This is a genomic window from Pseudoalteromonas apostichopi (genome assembly GCF_030297135.1).
In the GTDB taxonomy this organism is placed as follows: Bacteria; Pseudomonadota; Gammaproteobacteria; order Enterobacterales; family Alteromonadaceae; genus Pseudoalteromonas; species Pseudoalteromonas apostichopi.
Genome location: NZ_AP028065.1, coordinates 3,106,887 through 3,125,763, shown reverse-complemented (window position 1 = coordinate 3,125,763; position 18,877 = coordinate 3,106,887). Strand labels below are relative to the sequence as shown.

The window sequence follows — 18,877 nt, the reverse complement described above, 5'->3', positions numbered from 1 at the left end:
ATACGAATATCTATAAGAATTTTAATATCAGCTTTCCAAATTTTTAAAGAGCATATTAATTAGTTAAACCAAGTGGTTTAGCTAACTAACAATCATCTGTGTGGACACTACGAACAAATAAGTTCTAAATCGTATAAGGAGGTGATCCAGCCCCAGGTTCCCCTAGGGCTACCTTGTTACGACTTCACCCCAGTCATGAATCACTCCGTGGTGAACGTCCTCCCGAAGGTTAGACTATCCACTTCTGGAGCAACCCACTCCCATGGTGTGACGGGCGGTGTGTACAAGGCCCGGGAACGTATTCACCGCATCATTCTGATATGCGATTACTAGCGATTCCGACTTCATGGAGTCGAGTTGCAGACTCCAATCCGGACTACGACGCACTTTAAGTGATTCGCTTACCCTCGCAGGTTCGCAGCACTCTGTATGCGCCATTGTAGCACGTGTGTAGCCCTACACGTAAGGGCCATGATGACTTGACGTCGTCCCCACCTTCCTCCGGTTTATCACCGGCAGTCTCCTTAGAGTTCCCGACCGAATCGCTGGCAACTAAGGATAGGGGTTGCGCTCGTTGCGGGACTTAACCCAACATCTCACAACACGAGCTGACGACAGCCATGCAGCACCTGTATCAGAGTTCCCGAAGGCACCAAACCATCTCTGGTAAGTTCTCTGTATGTCAAGTGTAGGTAAGGTTCTTCGCGTTGCATCGAATTAAACCACATGCTCCACCGCTTGTGCGGGCCCCCGTCAATTCATTTGAGTTTTAACCTTGCGGCCGTACTCCCCAGGCGGTCTACTTAATGCGTTAGCTTTGAAAAACAAGTCCGAAGACCCGAGCTTCTAGTAGACATCGTTTACGGCGTGGACTACCAGGGTATCTAATCCTGTTTGCTCCCCACGCTTTCGTACATGAGCGTCAGTGTTGACCCAGGTGGCTGCCTTCGCCATCGGTATTCCTTCAGATCTCTACGCATTTCACCGCTACACCTGAAATTCTACCACCCTCTATCACACTCTAGTTTGCCAGTTCGAAATGCAGTTCCCAGGTTGAGCCCGGGGCTTTCACATCTCGCTTAACAAACCGCCTGCGTACGCTTTACGCCCAGTAATTCCGATTAACGCTCGCACCCTCCGTATTACCGCGGCTGCTGGCACGGAGTTAGCCGGTGCTTCTTCTGTAAGTAACGTCACAGCTAAGTGCTATTAACACTTAACCTTTCCTCCTTACTGAAAGTGCTTTACAACCCGAAGGCCTTCTTCACACACGCGGCATGGCTGCATCAGGCTTGCGCCCATTGTGCAATATTCCCCACTGCTGCCTCCCGTAGGAGTCTGGGCCGTGTCTCAGTCCCAGTGTGGCTGATCATCCTCTCAAACCAGCTAGGGATCGTCGCCTTGGTGAGCCATTACCTCACCAACTAGCTAATCCCACTTGGGCTAATCTTATGGCGTGAGGCCCGAAGGTCCCCCACTTTGGTCCGTAGACATCATGCGGTATTAGCAGTCGTTTCCAACTGTTGTCCCCCACCATAAGGCATATTCCCAAGCATTACTCACCCGTCCGCCGCTCGACGCCAGAGGTGCAAGCACCTCTTCGTTTCCGCTCGACTTGCATGTGTTAGGCCTGCCGCCAGCGTTCAATCTGAGCCATGATCAAACTCTTCAATTAAAAGTTTTTTCTGTCCCGAAGGACATGCTCAATGAATTCTGAATTTTGATATCTTTCGATATCGAATTGACTGTGCTGAAACAAGTAAACTTGTTTCCGTTGGTCACTCAGTTCAATTGAGACTCTAAATTTGTTTGCGTCATCTAGCGAACTAGAATCTGCTGTTAGAACTCAATCTGTACGAGTGCCCACACAGATGATTGCTTTATATTGTTAAAGAACGTTGCGACGTTGTCGCTAGGGATGCGTATAATACATCCTTAATTTTTCGAGTCAACACTTAATTTTAAACTTTCTTTTTAGACCGTTTTAAACCGAAGTTTTACTTAACTCTCTGCCACGTTGTTCAGCGTCTTTCGTTGCTGCCCGCCGTGTCAGTGGGGTCGCATTATAGGGAGATGGATTTTTTACGCAAGCACTTTTTGCAGGTTTTTTTGCTTATTTTCAAATTAGCTAGATACCCACCAAATGCAAACAAGTTACTCACAAACAACTGTGGATAACTGACGTTTTTTAGCAGAATAACTAAACTCTCCTCACTTGTTATGGTAACTTGCGCCGCAGATTTTCCACTCGCTCACAAGGCAAGAAAAATGACAGACATTATAAATAGTATAAGTGGCCTCCTTTGGGGCCACATTCTGGTTTACCTCTTAATAGCTGCGGGGCTATTTTTTACACTTCGACTTGGTTTTATTCAATTCACGCAATTCCCGCATATGATCAAAGTTATGTTTCAGAGCCGACAAGGTTCTGGCGACGGCATTTCTTCATTCCAAGCATTTTGTACTTCATTAGCAGCTCGAGTGGGTACGGGTAATATGGCAGGTGTTGCCGTTGCACTTTATTTAGGTGGCGCAGGCGCAATTTTTTGGATGTGGCTTATTGCATTAATAGGTATGGCAACAAGTTTTGCAGAGAGTACCCTTGCCCAAGCATATAAAACGGTCGATGAAGAGGGCAACTTTCGTGGAGGTCCTGCTTATTATATGGAATATGGTTTGGGTAAACGTTGGATGGGAGTCATTTTCTCGCTTTGTCTTATTCTTGCTTTTGGTTTGGTATTTAATGCTGTTCAATCAAACTCTATAGCAGCTGCATTTAATGTCGCTTTTGGTATTCCAAACTATGTTGTTGGTATCGCCTTAGTATTAGGTTCTGGCATTATCATTTTCGGCGGCTTAAAAACCATTTCACGTTTTGCAGAAATGGTTGTGCCCTTTATGGCATTGGCGTATTTGTTAGTTGCACTTTATGTATGTGCCATGAACTACGATTTATTACCAAATGTATTTATGCATGTTATTAATAGTGCCTTTGGTATAGAGCAAGCAGGCGCTGGTGCTATTGGTTATGGTGTAATGCAGGCCATGATCCAGGGTATTAAACGTGGTTTGTTCTCTAATGAAGCCGGTATGGGTAGCGCTGCGAACGCTGCTGCAACGGCAACACCGAACCCACCGCATCCTGCCTCACAAGGTTATGTGCAAATGTTAGGTGTATTTGTAGATACAATAATTATCTGTACAGCAACTGCAGCCCTTATTTTATTATCACAACAGCTAATTCCTGATTCAGGAGTTACAGGTATTGCGTTAACACAAGCTGCACTTGAAGAACATGTTGGTAGTTGGGGAGCAACGTTTGTTGCAATTGCCATTTTGTTTTTTGCATTTACATCTATTGTTGCTAATTATTCTTATGCCGAAACCAATTTATTGTTTTTAGAGCATAACCATGCATCGGGTATGTTGATCTTCCGATTACTAGTACTTGGTATGGTGATGTTTGGTGCTCTAGGCGAATTGCCACTAGTGTGGACCCTTGCAGATGTTTCAATGGGTTTAATGGCTATCGTTAACGTAATCGCTTTATTTATGTTATCGGGTGTCGTTATTTGGTTAGCGAAGGATTACAATACACAACGTAAAGAAGGTAAATTACCTACTTTTGATCCTTCGCAAAACAAAAAACTCGATCAAACCATTCCTAAAGGCGCGTGGCGCAAATAATCAAGTTTAATTAATGTTTAATTGGGGAGCGTTTGTGCTCCCTTTTTTGTATCTGCTAACTTTTCAAAAACAGACAATATGAATGTAATTTGCTGTTCGTTAAGCTTTGACTCGAGTTGCATGACAAGCTGCTCTTTGATTTGCGCTTTTAATGTTTGTCTTTGCTTGGCAGTTAATACTGGCTGCGATTGTTGATGATAAGCTTGCACGGCAGTGAGCGTATCCATCACCACGTCATTATCAAAGTCAATTAACGCTGTTTTAGCATTACTGATAGCCCGTTCAGATTTTTCGAAGGCTGTGGATACTTGAGCAACAAGCACGCTGACTTCATGAATTTTAAGTACATCGTTAATGTTCGACATAATAATAGCAACAGGAATAAGTACTAATGAGATTGCTAAACATAGCCCAAACACTGCACCAACCCAAAACTGATTTAAACCACCTTTAAATTGCTCCATTATCTTTCCTTGATCCCATTTATTTAATTCAGTTGTACCAGTTCAAAGTTTTATACTGCAAACTTTTTAACTAATTTGAAAAAGAATAAGGAAACTATAAAGCTATTTAGTGAAATAAAAAACAATTAGATTAATTTATAAACTGAAGTGTTAATGAAATAGATAGGAGGTATTGTATATAGATGGTGCCCGGGGCCGGACTTGAACCGGCACGTCCTTACGAACGAGGGATTTTAAATCCCTTGTGTCTACCAATTCCACCACCCGGGCATCGGGTCGCTCGTATGAGCATGTGGAGTATTATATGGAGGCGGAACCCGGAGTCGAACCGAGGTAGACGGATTTGCAATCCGCTGCATGGCCACTCTGCCATTCCGCCTTATCGCTTCCAAATAATTGGAGCGGCACACGAGGCTCGAACTCGTGACCTCAACCTTGGCAAGGTTGCGCTCTACCAACTGAGCTAGTGCCGCAAATTTATTTCTATCAGTGATTTGTCCGTTGGTTCACAACCTTGAAGGTTGCGATGCTAACGTTCTGGCAACTGAACTAGTGCCGAAAACTTGAGTCTTTATCCAATAAACTATTTAAGTTTAAATGGTGCCCGGGGCCGGACTTGAACCGGCACGTCCTTACGAACGAGGGATTTTAAATCCCTTGTGTCTACCAATTCCACCACCCGGGCATCGGGTTTGCTATTTAAAGCAAGTGGATAAAGTTAATATGGAGCGGCACACGAGGCTCGAACTCGTGACCTCAACCTTGGCAAGGTTGCGCTCTACCAACTGAGCTAGTGCCGCATCATATTAACTCTAAAACAAAATATTTTTAAAACTACATTTGGTGTTGTAGTTAACCACAAATGGTGCCCGGGGCCGGACTTGAACCGGCACGTCCTTACGAACGAGGGATTTTAAATCCCTTGTGTCTACCAATTCCACCACCCGGGCATCGGGTTGCTCATAGAGCTGCGTGGAGTGTTGATGGAGGCGGAACCCGGAGTCGAACCGAGGTGGACGGATTTGCAATCCGCTGCATGGCCACTCTGCCATTCCGCCACATTAGATAATTGGAGCGGCACACGAGGCTCGAACTCGTGACCTCAACCTTGGCAAGGTTGCGCTCTACCAACTGAGCTAGTGCCGCTTTCTTTATCTTGGGGGCTATGCCCTCTCAACACGGACGCATTCTACAGAGATTATTAAACGCGTCAATATAAAAAATGCTAGTTTTGAACTGTTTGCTTATTTTTTATCTAAAATGGTGTGTAATTATACGTTTAGGATCAATTTTTGGTCAATTCAGACCATGCGGCAACTAAATACTGCAACATAGAGCTTAGCGTCAAGAATGTTGCAATGTATAAAAGACCATAGCTTAAGTAGATCATCCATGTATCAAACTGCCAAATCAAACCAATAATGGCTAGCATTTGTGCCGCAGTCTTAAACTTACCCATGTTTGATACAGCCACGTTATCACGCTTACCTTGCTCTGCCATCCATTCTCGTAATGCAGAGATTACAATTTCACGGCTAATAATAACTAATGCCGGTATCGTCATATATAAAGTTTGGTAATGACTTGATAAGGCAACTAATGCCGCACACACCATTACTTTATCAGCAACTGGATCTAAGAAAGCACCAAAAGGCGTTGATTGATTTAAACGACGCGCTAAATAACCGTCAAGGATATCTGTGATTGACGCAAGCCAGAAAACAAACGCAGCTGCGAAAAACGCCCATGAAAAAGGCAAATAAAATATCACCAAAAAAATGGGGATAAGAAAAAGTCTAAAGGTTGTGAGTGTGTTTGGAATATTCCACATAACTACTTGGAGATGTCTTTTTTTCTATATTCGCACGAAGGCTACGCCTTGTCATGCAAATGATTAAATATCTTTTCAGCCATTTCAGGGCTGATCCCAGGAACTTGTTTTAATTGGTCTATATTAGCAGCTTTTACCCCTTGCATGCCCCCTAAATATTTTAATAATGCTTGTCGGCGCTTTTGTCCAACACCGTTAATTTCTTCTAATAATGATTGAGTACGTTGTTTTTGACGTTTATTGCGATGTCCAGCAATAGCAAAACGGTGCGACTCATCGCGAATGTGTTGGATTAAATGCAACGCTGGTGCATCTGAGTCAAGTGGAATTGTTTTGCGCCCACCATCAATTAATAAAGTCTCTAAACCTGGTTTTCGACTTGTGCCTTTTGCAACACCCACCAGCAATGGCATCTTATTATGTGGCCAGTTTTCAAAATATTGCTCAGCACGAGATAATTGACCTTTACCACCATCGATAAATATGACATCTGGAATTTTTTCTTCATCAACTACTTTGTTGTAGCGCTTGTTAAGTGCAAACTCCATAGCTGCGTAATCATCGCCACCAGTTATACCCGTAACATTAAAGCGGCGATATTCTTTATTATTTGGACCTTGTGAATCAAACACCACACAACTTGCAATGGTGTTTTCACCCATTGTATGGCTGATATCAAAACATTCCATGCGATTAATATCATCAAGACGTAATGTTTCTTTTAGTTGTGCATAGCGTTTATTGATTGAGTCCTGCGTACTTTGTTTTACGCTGATGCTGTTAAGTGCATTTTTATTAGCGAGCTTTAAATACTGCGCCCGCTCTCCACGATTAGCAACTTTTAAACTGACTTTACGCTCAGAGATTGCCGTAAGCGCTTCACTTAAAGGCTCACTCTCTTCAATACTAAAGGGTAAGATAATTTCTTTGGCAATGCGCCCTGTTGCACCGGGTGCTAAATAATACTGACCTAAAAAAGAGGTTAGGATTTCTTCTTCACCAGAGTCTTTTGGCACTTTTGGAAAATAGGTTTTACTGCCTAGCACTTTGTGGTCGCGGATCATTAATAAGTGAACCGCATTTAATCCATTTAAGTGAGCAAAGCCCACTACGTCCATTTCGGCATGGTTACCTGAAATAGATTGTTGCTCCTGCATTTTCCTGAGCAACAAAATTTGGTCTCGTACTTTTGCAGCAAGCTCAAATTTAAGTTCTTTGCTAGCTTGTTCCATCTTTGCAATTAAATCGGCAATAACTTCATGGGACTTGCCTAATAAAAACTTACGAACAAAATCCACTTCTTGCTGATACTCATCATCGGAGATTTTATTTACACAAGGCGCTGAACAGCGTTTTAACTGATATTGTAAACATGGACGGCTTCTGGCTCTATAATAAGCATCTTCACATTGACGTACAGGGAAGATTTTTTGCATTAAACGCAAACTTTCAGATACTGCCCCCGCACTTGGGAATGGACCAAAATACTCGCCTTTTATTTTACGGCTACCACGATGAAAAGCTAGGCGTGGGTGTTTGTGAGCAGTTAACAGAATATACGGATATGACTTATCATCTCGCAACAAAATATTGTAACGAGGCTGATATTTTTTAATTAGGTTGTTTTCAAGTAATAAGGCTTCGGTTTCAGTGTTGGTCAGGGTGACTTCAATACTGCAAATATTGCTTACTAGTACACGCGTTTTACTATCAGTAACATTACTTCGAAAATAACTACTTACGCGCTTTTTTAAGTTTTTGGCCTTACCTACATAAATGACTTGCCCTTCACTATCAAGCATTCGGTACACACCGGGTTCACTTGATAGTGTTTTGAGAAAACGGGCTGGTTCGAAATCAGACATTGAGCAAATTAATGCGAGCTATCAATGTCGATCATTTTGTGGCGAATTGCTAAATGTGTAAGCTCAACATCACCACCTACATTTAGCTTTTCAAACATGCGATAGCGATAGCTATTCACTGTTTTTGAACTAAGATTCAAACGCTCTGCGATATCTTGCGCTTTCTCACCTTTGGTGATCATCAGCATAATTTGTAATTCTCGCTCAGACAAACTCTGGAATGGGTTTTCATCTGTACGGCCGCTGACCTGTGCAAGGGCAATTTGCTGTGCTATTTCAGGTGCAATATAGCGTTGCCCTGCATTTACAGCACGAATGGCGTTAACCATTTCATCAGAACCGGCACCTTTGGTTAGATAACCGTGAGCACCAATTTGCATTACTTTACTTGGGAATGGATCTTCACAATGCACAGTAAGTACAATAATTTTTACATCTGGGCAGTAGCGACAGATTTTCTTTGTCGCTTCTAAACCGCCAATACCTGGCATATTCATGTCCATCAACACGATATCAGGCGAATGTTGACGGCAAAATTGCACCGCTTCTTCACCGGTTTTAGCTTCACCCACCACTTTAAAACCACGAACATCATCAAGTATACGTCTGATCCCTGTCCGTACAAGTTCATGGTCATCAACTAAAAGTACATTAATCAATGGAACACCCTCAAATAACCCAAATAGCTGCTTTCGCACAATTTAATGTGCCACATTAGCACAGAAAAAGTGAAACGATAAATCAAAATATCGTTCCACTCATTAATTTTAAGCTGATGCTTTCTCGCTGAAACGATCAACCCATAAAGCAATGATACCATCACCTGTTACATTACAGGCAGTACCAAAACTATCTTGTGCTAAATAAAGTGCAATCATTAATGCAACAGCGCCTTCATTAAAGCCAAGCATACTTGTTAAAAGGCCCAATGCCGACATAACAGCACCACCTGGTGCACCAGGAGCTGCAATCATTACAACGCCTAGCATCATAATAAATGGCAACATACCAAACAATGATGGTACATCCATATTAGGAGATAAGAACATCACAGCCATCGCACACGTCACAATAGTAATTGTTGAACCTGACAAATGAATTGTTGCACATAAAGGTACCGTAAAGTTAGCAACATCTTCTTTTACGTTATTTGCTTTACTTGAGCGAAGTGAAACCGGAATAGTTGCTGCACTCGACATTGTACCTAAAGCAGTAAAATACGCGGGTAGCATGTTTTTTACAAGCTCTAATGGGTTTCGCTTTAGTAGCAGTCCAGTAGATACATATAAAACCGTTAGCCATAACCAATGCATAATTAATGCAGCCAGCAGAACAATACCAAAAGTTTGTAGTGTATCAACCACAGTACCAGCGACTGTCATTTCAGCAAATACACCAGCAATGTAAAAAGGTAAGGCAGGAATAATTACTTTTGCTAGTAAGCCATCAATAACATCACGGCCCTGATCAGACACTTTCTTTAAAGTATCAAGCTGTAACTGGCTCATTCCAATACCAAAAATGAATGCTGCAGCAAGAGCTGTCATTACACTCATTAGAGGTGGAATTTCTAAATCAATAAAGCTACCCACTTCTGTGGCGACTTCAGCTTCAAACGTTAAGCCCCCATCAAACAATGGGATCATAGCGCTGACAAGTAAAAACGCTAAGGTACCTGCAATAACGGTTGAACCATATGCAAAGCCAACCGTTTTTCCTAACAAGTGGCCTGACCCTTTTGGTAAGCCAGCAATACCTGATGCGATAAAAAATAAAATAATTAACGGAATGGTAAAGGTGATCAACTGACCTATTATTTCTTTTACTGTGTAAAGGAGTTCAACACCTGTTAGTGGCACATACAAGCCCACTAAAATACCGGCAACAATACCAGCAATTAATTTTAAAATTAAATTCATAACGATCACTTCAATTTTTAGGTGGTAATCTTTTACCACGTTTTAGTTTACTTTTGTTATAAAACAGCCAAATTAACGTTTAACTGCGCAATTTACCACCAGAGCTTGGCAGAATCTAATTTGAACGTAAATATATGCGGCCTGTCGCGTTGCATTTGTTAACAAAGTTGCAAATTAATAACATGCTCGCAGTTTTGAATACCCATATAGTGCTTATGTATAAATCAATGTTGAGTGCCGCTCTGTTGAGTGTGCCTTTTACTAGCTTGGCCATCAGCCAACCTATCACCCTTCCTTTTATTGCAGAACAGCCAACAATTGACGGTAAGCTTGATGAAGCAAGTTGGCAACGTGCAAAAAAAATTACAATAGATAACGTCACTTGGCCTTATGAGAACAGTAAGAGCCCTGTTACTACCTACGCTTATGTCTATGAAGATGGCGAAACGTTATTTATAGGTTTTGAAGCGAACGACCCTAACCCAGAACTTATTCGTGCTTTTTACCGTGACCGTGACGCAGCTTGGGATGATGACTTAGTCGGGCTAAAAATTGATTCATACAATAACTCTCAATTAGCGTATCAATTTTTTATTAACCCACTTGGCGTACAGCAAGATTCAATAGAAAACGAACTAACTAAACATGAGAGCTCATCATGGGACGGTATTTGGGATAGCGTCGGTGTTATCCATGATAAAGGCTACACAGTTGAAGTTGCTATTCCCTTACGCGTACTAAATTTTGACGACAGCGTCGCAAGCAAAACCATGGCAATGGAGTTTTTACGCTTTTTACCGCGCAGTGAACGGTTGCGTATCTCTAATATGCAGATTGACCACGGTAACAATTGTTGGATTTGCCAAATGCCAAGTTACCAAGGTTTTGAACAAGCCAAACAAGGCAATAACGTGGCGATTATCCCATCTGTGGTGCTTGGCAAAAATGAGACCCGCGATATTGATGGCGCTCGAGTTGATGATTGGGAGTCAGAGAACAATACTGAAGCCAGCCTAGATGTAAAATGGGGGATCACTCCTGATATTACCCTAAATGCGACCATCAACCCTGACTTTTCTCAGGTTGAAGCGGATGTCGCACAATTGAGTGTGAACAATAATTTCAGTTTGTTCTTCCCTGAAAAGCGCGCCTTCTTTTTAGATAACGCTGACTACTTTGCCTCAACTCTCAACCTTATTCATACCCGTAATATTGCCCAACCAGATTACGGAACAAAGATCACCGGCAGCAAAAATGGCCATACATTTGCCGGCTTCATTGCCAATGACACACAAACCAATGTGTTGATCCCTGGCAATTTAGGCTCATCTCTTGTTGCCCTTGACGAGAAAAGTGAAAATAGCGCTATGCGTTATCGATACGATTTTGAGTCAGGGTTATCGCTCGGTTCAACTGCAACACACAGACAAAGTCATGATTATAAAAACACGGTTTACAGTATTGATAGTAAATACAAGCCAACAGTGAACGATGTTTTCTTAGTCCAAGTATTAAAGTCACAAACACAATACAGCCAAGATTTTATCGACGAGTTATGTGATGGTGATAACTGCTTACAGCCCGAGCAAGTAATTTGTGAATTAAATAGTGACTGCGACTATAACGAAGGCGTACTTCGTGTTTTAAGTAAAGAACAGCAATCAGGTACTGGCTACTACGTAAAGTATCAACACGACGAGAAGTACTGGCGTGCCTTTGCTGACTATAATTATCGCGATGCTGATTTAAGAGCTGACTTAGGCTTTATCTCACAAGTTGATTTTAAAAAGTTTACGACTGGCGGTGAATACCGCTGGTATGGCGATAAAGGCAATTGGTGGAATCGCGCTAACCTTTACGCCGATTGGGATATTACCCACAACGAAAATAATGAACTTCTCGAAAAAGAAGCACAAACTAGTTTTTCAGTCAGCGGCCCGTTGCAGAGCTTTTTTGAGCTCTCTGTTGAGCACCGTAACCGCACCGGCCTTCGCCACGATAAATCACGTTTAGATATTGATGGTAACACTGACTTGTTTAGCGAAAATGGCGTTGGTTTTTACAGTGACTTTAAACCAACCGCAGGGGTATTTGCCTCTTTATATATGTATACAGGTAATGCCGTTGACTTAGCTAATAATCGTGTTGGTGATAAGTTCCATATACGCCCTGTGCTGAATATGAACCTTGGTAAGCATTTTGAAGTGCGTTTACGCCATACTTATGAGCAGCTTGAAGCCGACGGCAGTGAAGTATTTACCGCCAACCTAAGTGATGTGCGTTTAACTTATCAATTTAATGTGAATAGTTTTTTACGCCTTGCAGTCATTTATACCGATTTAGAGCGCAATCAGGCTAATTACATTGATGATGTAGATAGCCAATATAAAAAGTTAGCCACTCAGCTGCTGTATTCTTACAAGCTGAACCCGCAAACGGTATTCTTTGCAGGTTATTCTGATAATGGCTATCAAGATGATGAGCTTTCATCAATTACTAAAGAGCAGCGTACGTTGTTTGCTAAATTTAGCTACGCTTGGTTGCTTTAATACCTTATTAGCGCATCTTTTGGTGCGCCCTCCCCTTTCTTTGTTTGCTTATTCCTAAACTATACCCAAGCCACCTCAAGATGCAGAATTCAGCGTTTCGCAGGTGCTTAATATCAAGGCGTTATTTGCAAGAATGGCAGTCCCTTTTAAGAAGTAACAACGATGAGAGTAAGTGCCTGTGAAGCGCCCAACGGGTTGGTTTAAAAGCGATTTATACTGCGTTATTGATTTTAGCAATAGAACCACTATTACTTGCAATCAATGCCTTGCCTAAATCGCTTTTAATTTCAACTGAAACTCGCACCTTGAGATGGTTTGGGTATATAAGCCTATTCGCTATATGTTATAGCCAAACTTTACTTTCGTTTTTTATTCACCACAGTAAAGTGTGACTATTACAGATCGCTAGCCTAAGCTATTCGATCACGATTGAATAAATTGCTTCCAAAGGAACACTATGTCTAACATTTTTGAAGATAATTCATTAACGATTGGTAATACTCCAATCGTAAAGCTTAACCGCGTAACCTCAGGTAATGTTTTTGCTAAAGTAGAATCACGTAACCCAAGTTTCAGTGTTAAATGCCGTATAGGCGCTTCAATGATCTGGGAAGCAGAAAAGTCAGGTGTATTAACCAAAGACAAAGAGTTAATCGAGCCTACTTCGGGAAATACCGGTATTGCACTTGCGTTTGTTGCTGCTTCTCGTGGTTATAAGTTAACACTGACTATGCCTAACACTATGAGCCTAGAACGTCGTAAATTGTTAAAAGCGTTAGGTGCTAACCTAGTTCTAACTGATGGCGCTAAAGGTATGAATGGCGCAATTGAGAAAGCAAAAGAAATTCAAGCAAGTGACCCTGAAAAATATATTCTTCTACAACAATTCGAAAACCCTGCAAACCCGAAAATTCACTTTGAAACCACGGGCCCTGAAATCTATGAAGCAATGGATGGTAAAATTGATATCTTCGTAGCAGGTGTTGGTACGGGTGGTACTATTACGGGTGTTAGCCGATACCTTAAACTTGAAAAAGGTTTAAATGTTCAGTCAGTTGCTGTTGAACCAACTAACTCACCAGTGATCAGCCAAACCTTAGCTGGTGAAGAAGTAAAACCGGGTCCTCATAAAATTCAAGGTATAGGTGCAGGTTTCATCCCTGGTAACCTTGATTTAGAAGTTGTTGATGCCGCTGAGCAAGTATCAAATGAAGATGCAATTGCAATGGCGCATGAACTGATGAAAAATGAAGGCATTTTAGTAGGTATTTCTTCTGGTGCTGCAGTTGTTGCTGCAAAACGCCTTGCTGAAAAGCCTGAAAACGCAGATAAAAATATTGTGGTAATTTTACCAAGTGCAACTGAGCGTTACTTATCTAGTCCATTATTCGCTGAAGAGTTCAGCGATAAAGAGCTTGTTCAGTAAGAACGACTAAGTTGTCTAAAAAGGATGCAAAGATGCATCCTTTTTTATTACCTAAAATAGATAAAACCAATAAATTTACCGAGTTAACTTTACATCATGCTAATTTAGTCACACACTTAATATTAAGTTCACTCGTAAAACAACAAAAATGAAAAATATACTCTTAATTTTTATTCTGTTAAGTAGCAGCGTCCTTTTCGGTTGCGGCTCCGAAGACGCTCCAAAAGGCGAACAAAATACGCCAGGTAATGTGGCTACTCTCTATTTTGATGCCTTATATAACCAAAACGATTTGAATCTTGCCATGGAATACTCCACTCCAAAAATGGCGCGTATTATGAAATCTTATGGTACTGCTGGGCAGTTCGCTCGTAACCTTGTCAATATGCAATACGATGAAGTCGTAATTGAAGTCGATATGACCAATATGAGTTTACGCGAGCAATATGGCGATAAAGCCAATATCAATTTAATTTTTACTGGTTATTTTAATGGTAAGAAAGTTGATGATATGCGCAGTGTGAAAATGATACGTAAGAAAGGAAAATGGTACATAGAAAAAATTAATGCCGATCCATTTGCACGTTAATTTAAAACTAAAAAAGGGCCTGATGGCCCTTTTATAGTATAAGAGTATTGATATTACTCTTCGTCAAACTCTTGATGTTGACGCTGTGCAGGACGCGCTAAGATCTCAACGTAAAACGATGTAAGCCCTTTAGCTTCGATATCGCTAATACACTTATTAATCTCTGCCACGTGAACGACATTGGCCTCATCCGCTGACTCACCAAACTTACAGTCAAATGCCCAATAGTCAGCACCTGCTGGGAGTGTTTTATTACGCTCACGTTTTAAGTATTTTTTTACTTCGTGCTTGGCTGCATCAACCATACGAGGATATTTAATTTTCTCGTGGTTTAGCGTGAATGTTTTCTTCATTATAGTCCTAGTAACTTGGTTCAATGACAATGGCATTAAGCCATAGGCTGCTATTATAACAAGCACATCTTAATTTAGCTGTACTTTTTGCCATTTTACTTAAATATAGTTTATTCAGAGTCTATGACAATTCGATTAAGCCGCTAATACTTAGGCTGTTGCTAAATGTAGAGGTTGATGTATAGCTTCATCATTTAGGCTGTCATAAAAGGCAGCTGCATCTATTTGTGGCCGCTCAACTGGTTTATTCTTTTCGTAAAAACGTTTTCTAACTGCAGGTTCACAGTTATCAATCACTTCAAGTGGCACATGCTGCCTATCATCACGTATATTCAGTGGTTCAGGATTTAAGCAATGACGCAACCTGATATCTGATAAACCACCTTGCAATAGCCTGTAAGCATTTTCTTGACCAATCAGCATGTCAAACTGCTCAGGTGCCAATGGTTGTGCTGGCCCTGCTCCTAATTCAGTTCGCAGAACAGATTCAGACACATCAGGGTTGGTTAATTCAGTTTTTGGTAGGTGAAACTGACTAAAATCGAGCACATCATGAGAAAGCATTGCTAGTAATAAAGCAAACTCCCCAGGGCGTTTCTCTTGAACACTTTTATTTAGACGATTATCGAGTTGACTCTCTGTGAGCAACAAACCATCAATTTGCATAGTCTTTAGCCAAATAGTTTCTTGATTAACCAGTTATCGGCATTTATGTAATTTTCTTTAGTTTTTTTCTTTACTTAAATAACCAGTTTGCTATTATCAGCGCCGTTGCATTGGAGGGGTTCCCGAGCGGCCAAAGGGATCAGACTGTAAATCTGACGGCTCAGCCTTCGCTGGTTCGAATCCAGCTCCCTCCACCACTTTTCTTATTTGAAAAGTGGGGCCAAATGCAATAGTAAAATCTGTGTGGAGGGGTTCCCGAGCGGCCAAAGGGATCAGACTGTAAATCTGACGGCTCAGCCTTCGCTGGTTCGAATCCAGCTCCCTCCACCACTCTTTACTCTTTCTAACTTTACTCTTTCTAACTTTACTCTTTCTAACTTTACTCTTTCTAACTTTACTCTTTCTAACTTTACTCTTTCTAACTTTACTCTTTCTAACTTTACTCTTTCTAACTTTACTCTTTCTAACTTTACTCTTTCTAACTTTACTCTTTCTAACTTTACTCTTTCTAACTTTACTCTTTCTAACTTTACTCTTTCTAACTTTACTCTTTCTAACTTTACTCTTTCTAACTTTACTCTTTCTAACTTTACTCTTTCTAACTTTACTCTTTCTAACTTTACTCTTTCTAACTTTACTCTTTCTAACTTTACTCTTTCTAACTTAAGCTACCAACTCAAACTACTACCATTTGCTTTTAGCCAACTTTCTGCTTTTTTATAGTCAGGATAAAAATGGCACACTCGCTGCCAGAACTTAGCGCTATGATTCATATGTCTGAGGTGCGCAAGTTCGTGAATAATGACATAATCAATCACCCATGTCGGCGCGCTTGCTAAATGTAAATTAAATGCAAGCTCTCGGCGCTTATTACAACTGCCCCAACGACGTTTATAATGTTGAATCTTTAACTTTGCAGGTAAATCTTCAGTCATTTGCAAACAGTAGTCATGAACACGCATTTCAATATAGCTCTCAAGCTTTTCATGTAAAAACCGTTCTAGCAGAGCTAAGTAGTTAGCTTCTTGATATTTGACCCGTGATGAAATAGATAAAGTGAGCCGAGATTGTGCATCTTGTTGCCAAGTGCTTTTAGGGCCTTTAGCAAAAATTATCGGCACACTCTGACCGAATAACTTAATAGTCGCGTTTACAAGAGGAAGTTGACGTCGTTCAGCTTGTGAGGATTGTCTTGCGATTTGTTCTGCGACCCAATCCTGTTTTGTCTTTAGCCAACCATCTATCTCAGTTTGTGAGACATAAAAAGGCGCATAAACAGTGAGTTTCTGCTCAGCAACTTTAATTGCAACTGTTGTTCTGCGTTTACTGCGCTTTAAGGTGTAATCTAACAAATATAAGCCAATTCAATTAATAAAAATGAGAGATTCCATTTTACCCTGCTAAATAGCTGCTAATCTATAAAGATGACTAACAAATAAGTTTTCGTCCTTATGCCTGATAAACCATGTTGTAGTTATACCTCACCAACAGGTAACAAGTGCCAAGAAACAGATATGGGCTCTGGATTTTGCTTTTGGCATGATAGTAAATTTGATAAATCAGGGCTAGACCTCACCCAAAAATTAGAGCGCTATGCAAAAAAAGGGGGATTATTAGAAGGCCTGCAACTGAAAAGAGCGAACCTTTCAGGACTAAACTTAATCAAACAGGATGACGAAGAAGGCTATGATCTCTCTTATTGTAATTTTTACCGCGCGAATTTAACGGGCGCTCACTTATTTAATAACAAAATCTCCAACGCCTCATTGATGAAAGCCAATTTACATAGCGCTAGTTTGCATTACTGTGATTTAAAAAATACCAACCTACTGGGTATTAAACTCAATGACAGCCGTATTGATAATATCGAACTGGGCGATCAATTATTACAAGAAGCGGCTGCATTTAAAGCTCGTAAAAATAAACAATTCGCAGAAGCCCGAGACTTATTTGAACAATCAGAAGAAATATACCGAAACTTAAGGAAAGCCTCAGAACATCAAGGGCTATTTGAGCTAGCCGGTAACTTTACATACAAAGAATTACGGATGCGCCATGCGCAGTACCCTAGAGGTTCAACCAAGCAAATTACTTCAAGTTTTATTGACATGCTGTGCGGTTATGGAGAAAAACCCGAGAATGTTATTCGCTTTAGCTTGTCACTAATTATTTGCTGTGCCTTTTGTTATTTCTTATTTGGGGTAAGTTATCAAGATTCAGTGATGCAACTAAGCGTTGAAAACTCATTTACAAGCAATTTATCGGCATTATTAAATAGTTTTTATTTCAGTGTGGTAACTTTTACAACCCTTGGTTATGGGGATATTACTCCGATTGGCTTTTCAAGGTTGATTGCAGCAATAGAAGCATTCTGTGGCAGCTTCTCGCTTGCTTTGTTCGTTGTTGTCTTTGTAAAGCGAATGACCCGCTAGCGCATAATATATGAGCCTATATGCTCCTTCGCTTGATACATTTTCTTATCAGCACGATTAATTAACTCCTCAGCATCTACTGTGCTATCAAGTGGTGCTGCTATAAGGCCAAAACTTAAATGAAGCTCAGGGTACTGTTGTTCGAATGCAGCTATTAGTTTTTCACAAATATTAACACCACTGTCTATCTCGCAATCAGGCAAAATGACACAAAACTCATCTCCCCCGTAGCGACAAGGAATATCAATCTCGCGTATATTTTCAAGTAAATATTGGCCTATATATTTAAGCACTTCATCGCCTTTTAAATGCCCTTGCGTATCATTTACTGACTTAAAGTCATCCAGATCAAAATACACAATGGTTAATGGTGATTTGTGCCGTCTTGCTCTGGCAAGATCCCGTTGTAATAACTCTTGCATGACACGGCGATTATATAGGTTGGTGAGTGGGTCAAGCTTCGCTAGCTTCTCAAGCTCTTGAGTACGCTGCGCAACTTTTTCTTCGAGGCCTTTTGCGTAAACTTCGGTGCGACGTTTCGCATTTTCAATTTCGCCCACCAAACTATCAATATAAGTGTCAAAGACCAAGGTGGTATCAAAGTAAATTAGCTTATCTATGATGTTTAGCGTTTGATTCAATTCAGCTTGATCGCTTATTGTCGCCCTAAGCACATTAAAAATGAGTTCTTTTAAAGTACACACTGCCGATAAATAGAGTTTTGGTTCAACCCCAATACGCTTATGTACCATGCCAATACGTAAGCGGTTATTAACATATTCATGTTCGTAACGACCACAAAATAGATCAATAATATATTGGCGTTGCGCATCTCTTAGTCGCGTTAAAGTATCCGCATCACCAATTAATAAAGAAATTTCATCAACTTCGGTTTGCTTTTTATAAAATTCATTCACTACATTTTCGATGGCTGATTCGATAATAGGTTTGTAGTTCAAAAGAGATGAGAGACTGTTTGAACTCAGCCCCAATAAGCTCATCCTATGCTGAATTTCGACATCATTAATTTGCATTTGCTCAACTAAAGTCTGCTCAGTTCTTCTCATCTACTCACCTCGGACTACTCCTTTTTAAT

14 protein-coding genes, 10 tRNA genes, 1 rRNA gene and 1 pseudogene are annotated in these 18,877 nt (G+C 40.8%); 7 read left to right on the top strand and 19 right to left on the bottom strand.

The genetic code is table 11. From position 1 onward, the window contains the following. Positions 1-134: 134 nt before the first annotated feature. Positions 135-1,675, bottom strand: a 16S ribosomal RNA gene (locus QUE86_RS14105). A 593-nt stretch (positions 1,676-2,268) separates the two neighbouring features. Here QUE86_RS14105 and QUE86_RS14100 point away from each other — a divergent pair. Next, the gene (locus QUE86_RS14100) at positions 2,269-3,687 is read left to right on the top strand and encodes an alanine/glycine:cation symporter family protein (protein ID WP_130051799.1); all 1,419 of its coding nucleotides are present in this window, start codon (positions 2,269-2,271) and stop codon (positions 3,685-3,687) included. 17 nt (positions 3,688-3,704) lie between these two features. Here QUE86_RS14100 and QUE86_RS14095 read toward each other — a convergent pair whose 3' ends face one another. The 13 genes from QUE86_RS14095 to QUE86_RS14035 form a co-directional block, all read right to left on the bottom strand. After that, positions 3,705-4,151 carry a hypothetical protein gene (locus QUE86_RS14095; RefSeq protein ID WP_286257927.1) on the bottom strand — a complete coding sequence of 149 codons (447 nt, stop codon included), beginning with the start codon at positions 4,149-4,151 and terminating at the stop codon, positions 3,705-3,707. 183 nt (positions 4,152-4,334) lie between these two features. Continuing rightward, positions 4,335-4,421: transfer RNA gene (locus tag QUE86_RS14090), tRNA-Leu, on the bottom strand. 35 nt (positions 4,422-4,456) lie between these two features. Then, positions 4,457-4,530: transfer RNA gene (locus QUE86_RS14085), tRNA-Cys, on the bottom strand. 18 nt (positions 4,531-4,548) lie between these two features. Further along, positions 4,549-4,624 (bottom strand) — tRNA-Gly (locus QUE86_RS14080). A 125-nt stretch (positions 4,625-4,749) separates the two neighbouring features. Next, a tRNA-Leu gene (locus QUE86_RS14075) sits at positions 4,750-4,836 on the bottom strand. A 39-nt stretch (positions 4,837-4,875) separates the two neighbouring features. Then, positions 4,876-4,951, bottom strand: a tRNA-Gly gene (locus tag QUE86_RS14070). 63 nt (positions 4,952-5,014) lie between these two features. Then, positions 5,015-5,101, bottom strand: a tRNA-Leu gene (locus QUE86_RS14065). 34 nt (positions 5,102-5,135) lie between these two features. Then, positions 5,136-5,209, bottom strand: a tRNA-Cys gene (locus tag QUE86_RS14060). A gap of 12 nt (positions 5,210-5,221) precedes the next feature. After that, positions 5,222-5,297: transfer RNA gene (locus tag QUE86_RS14055), tRNA-Gly, on the bottom strand. Between the two features lie 139 nt (positions 5,298-5,436). Next, a complete protein-coding gene (gene pgsA, locus QUE86_RS14050; RefSeq protein WP_130051801.1) occupies positions 5,437-5,982 on the bottom strand; it encodes a CDP-diacylglycerol--glycerol-3-phosphate 3-phosphatidyltransferase in 546 nt (181 codons plus the stop codon). 41 nt (positions 5,983-6,023) lie between these two features. Next, entirely contained in the window at positions 6,024-7,847 is a 1,824-nt protein-coding gene (gene uvrC / locus QUE86_RS14045; protein ID WP_130051802.1) for an excinuclease ABC subunit UvrC, read from the bottom strand. 8 nt (positions 7,848-7,855) lie between these two features. Then, positions 7,856-8,506 (bottom strand): UvrY/SirA/GacA family response regulator transcription factor, encoded by a 651-nt coding sequence (gene uvrY / locus QUE86_RS14040; RefSeq protein ID WP_054553647.1) that lies wholly within the window; start codon positions 8,504-8,506, stop codon positions 7,856-7,858. Between the two features lie 108 nt (positions 8,507-8,614). Next, on the bottom strand, positions 8,615-9,766 hold the full coding sequence (locus tag QUE86_RS14035; protein WP_054553767.1) for a dicarboxylate/amino acid:cation symporter: 1,152 nt from the start codon (positions 9,764-9,766) through the stop codon (positions 8,615-8,617). A gap of 215 nt (positions 9,767-9,981) precedes the next feature. On the opposite strand from QUE86_RS14035, the gene QUE86_RS14030 reads away from it, so the two are divergent. The 3 genes from QUE86_RS14030 to QUE86_RS14020 all read left to right on the top strand — a co-directional run bounded on the left by QUE86_RS14030 (position 9,982) and on the right by QUE86_RS14020 (position 14,330). Beyond that, positions 9,982-12,315 (top strand): carbohydrate binding family 9 domain-containing protein, encoded by a 2,334-nt coding sequence (locus tag QUE86_RS14030; protein WP_434784465.1) that lies wholly within the window; start codon positions 9,982-9,984, stop codon positions 12,313-12,315. A gap of 457 nt (positions 12,316-12,772) precedes the next feature. After that, positions 12,773-13,741, top strand: coding sequence for a cysteine synthase A (cysK, locus tag QUE86_RS14025; RefSeq protein ID WP_130051804.1), 969 nt, complete (start codon positions 12,773-12,775; stop codon positions 13,739-13,741). Positions 13,742-13,889: 148 nt separating this feature from the next. After that, positions 13,890-14,330: a hypothetical protein gene (locus QUE86_RS14020; RefSeq protein ID WP_130051805.1), complete on the top strand. Its 441-nt coding sequence runs from the start codon at positions 13,890-13,892 to the stop codon at positions 14,328-14,330. Positions 14,331-14,383: 53 nt separating this feature from the next. Here the strand turns inward: QUE86_RS14020 and QUE86_RS14015 are convergent, their stop codons facing one another. Further along, positions 14,384-14,683, bottom strand: coding sequence for a DUF6172 family protein (locus tag QUE86_RS14015; protein WP_130051806.1), 300 nt, complete (start codon positions 14,681-14,683; stop codon positions 14,384-14,386). Positions 14,684-14,833: 150 nt separating this feature from the next. After that, entirely contained in the window at positions 14,834-15,349 is a 516-nt protein-coding gene (locus QUE86_RS14010) for a VC2046/SO_2500 family protein (protein WP_130051807.1), read from the bottom strand. A 112-nt stretch (positions 15,350-15,461) separates the two neighbouring features. Between QUE86_RS14010 and QUE86_RS14005 the strand changes: the two genes are divergently transcribed. After that, positions 15,462-15,546, top strand: a tRNA-Tyr gene (locus tag QUE86_RS14005). A 48-nt stretch (positions 15,547-15,594) separates the two neighbouring features. Beyond that, positions 15,595-15,679: transfer RNA gene (locus QUE86_RS14000), tRNA-Tyr, on the top strand. Here the strand turns inward: QUE86_RS14000 and QUE86_RS20050 are convergent. Both QUE86_RS20050 and QUE86_RS13995 read right to left on the bottom strand, forming a co-directional pair. Beyond that, positions 15,643-15,960: pseudogene (locus QUE86_RS20050) on the bottom strand (pentapeptide repeat-containing protein); the annotation flags it as partial. The gene QUE86_RS14000 and the pseudogene QUE86_RS20050 overlap by 37 nt on opposite strands. A 57-nt stretch (positions 15,961-16,017) precedes the next feature. Then, positions 16,018-16,701: a M48 family metallopeptidase gene (locus tag QUE86_RS13995; RefSeq protein ID WP_286257921.1), complete on the bottom strand. Its 684-nt coding sequence runs from the start codon at positions 16,699-16,701 to the stop codon at positions 16,018-16,020. 99 nt (positions 16,702-16,800) lie between these two features. Between QUE86_RS13995 and QUE86_RS13990 the strand changes: the two genes are divergently transcribed. Then, positions 16,801-17,781, top strand: coding sequence for an ion channel (locus QUE86_RS13990; RefSeq protein WP_130051809.1), 981 nt, complete (start codon positions 16,801-16,803; stop codon positions 17,779-17,781). Here QUE86_RS13990 and QUE86_RS13985 read toward each other — a convergent pair. Beyond that, positions 17,778-18,848 carry a GGDEF domain-containing protein gene (locus tag QUE86_RS13985; RefSeq protein WP_130051810.1) on the bottom strand — a complete coding sequence of 357 codons (1,071 nt, stop codon included), beginning with the start codon at positions 18,846-18,848 and terminating at the stop codon, positions 17,778-17,780. The genes QUE86_RS13990 and QUE86_RS13985 overlap by 4 nt on opposite strands. Positions 18,849-18,877: the final 29 nt, after the last annotated feature.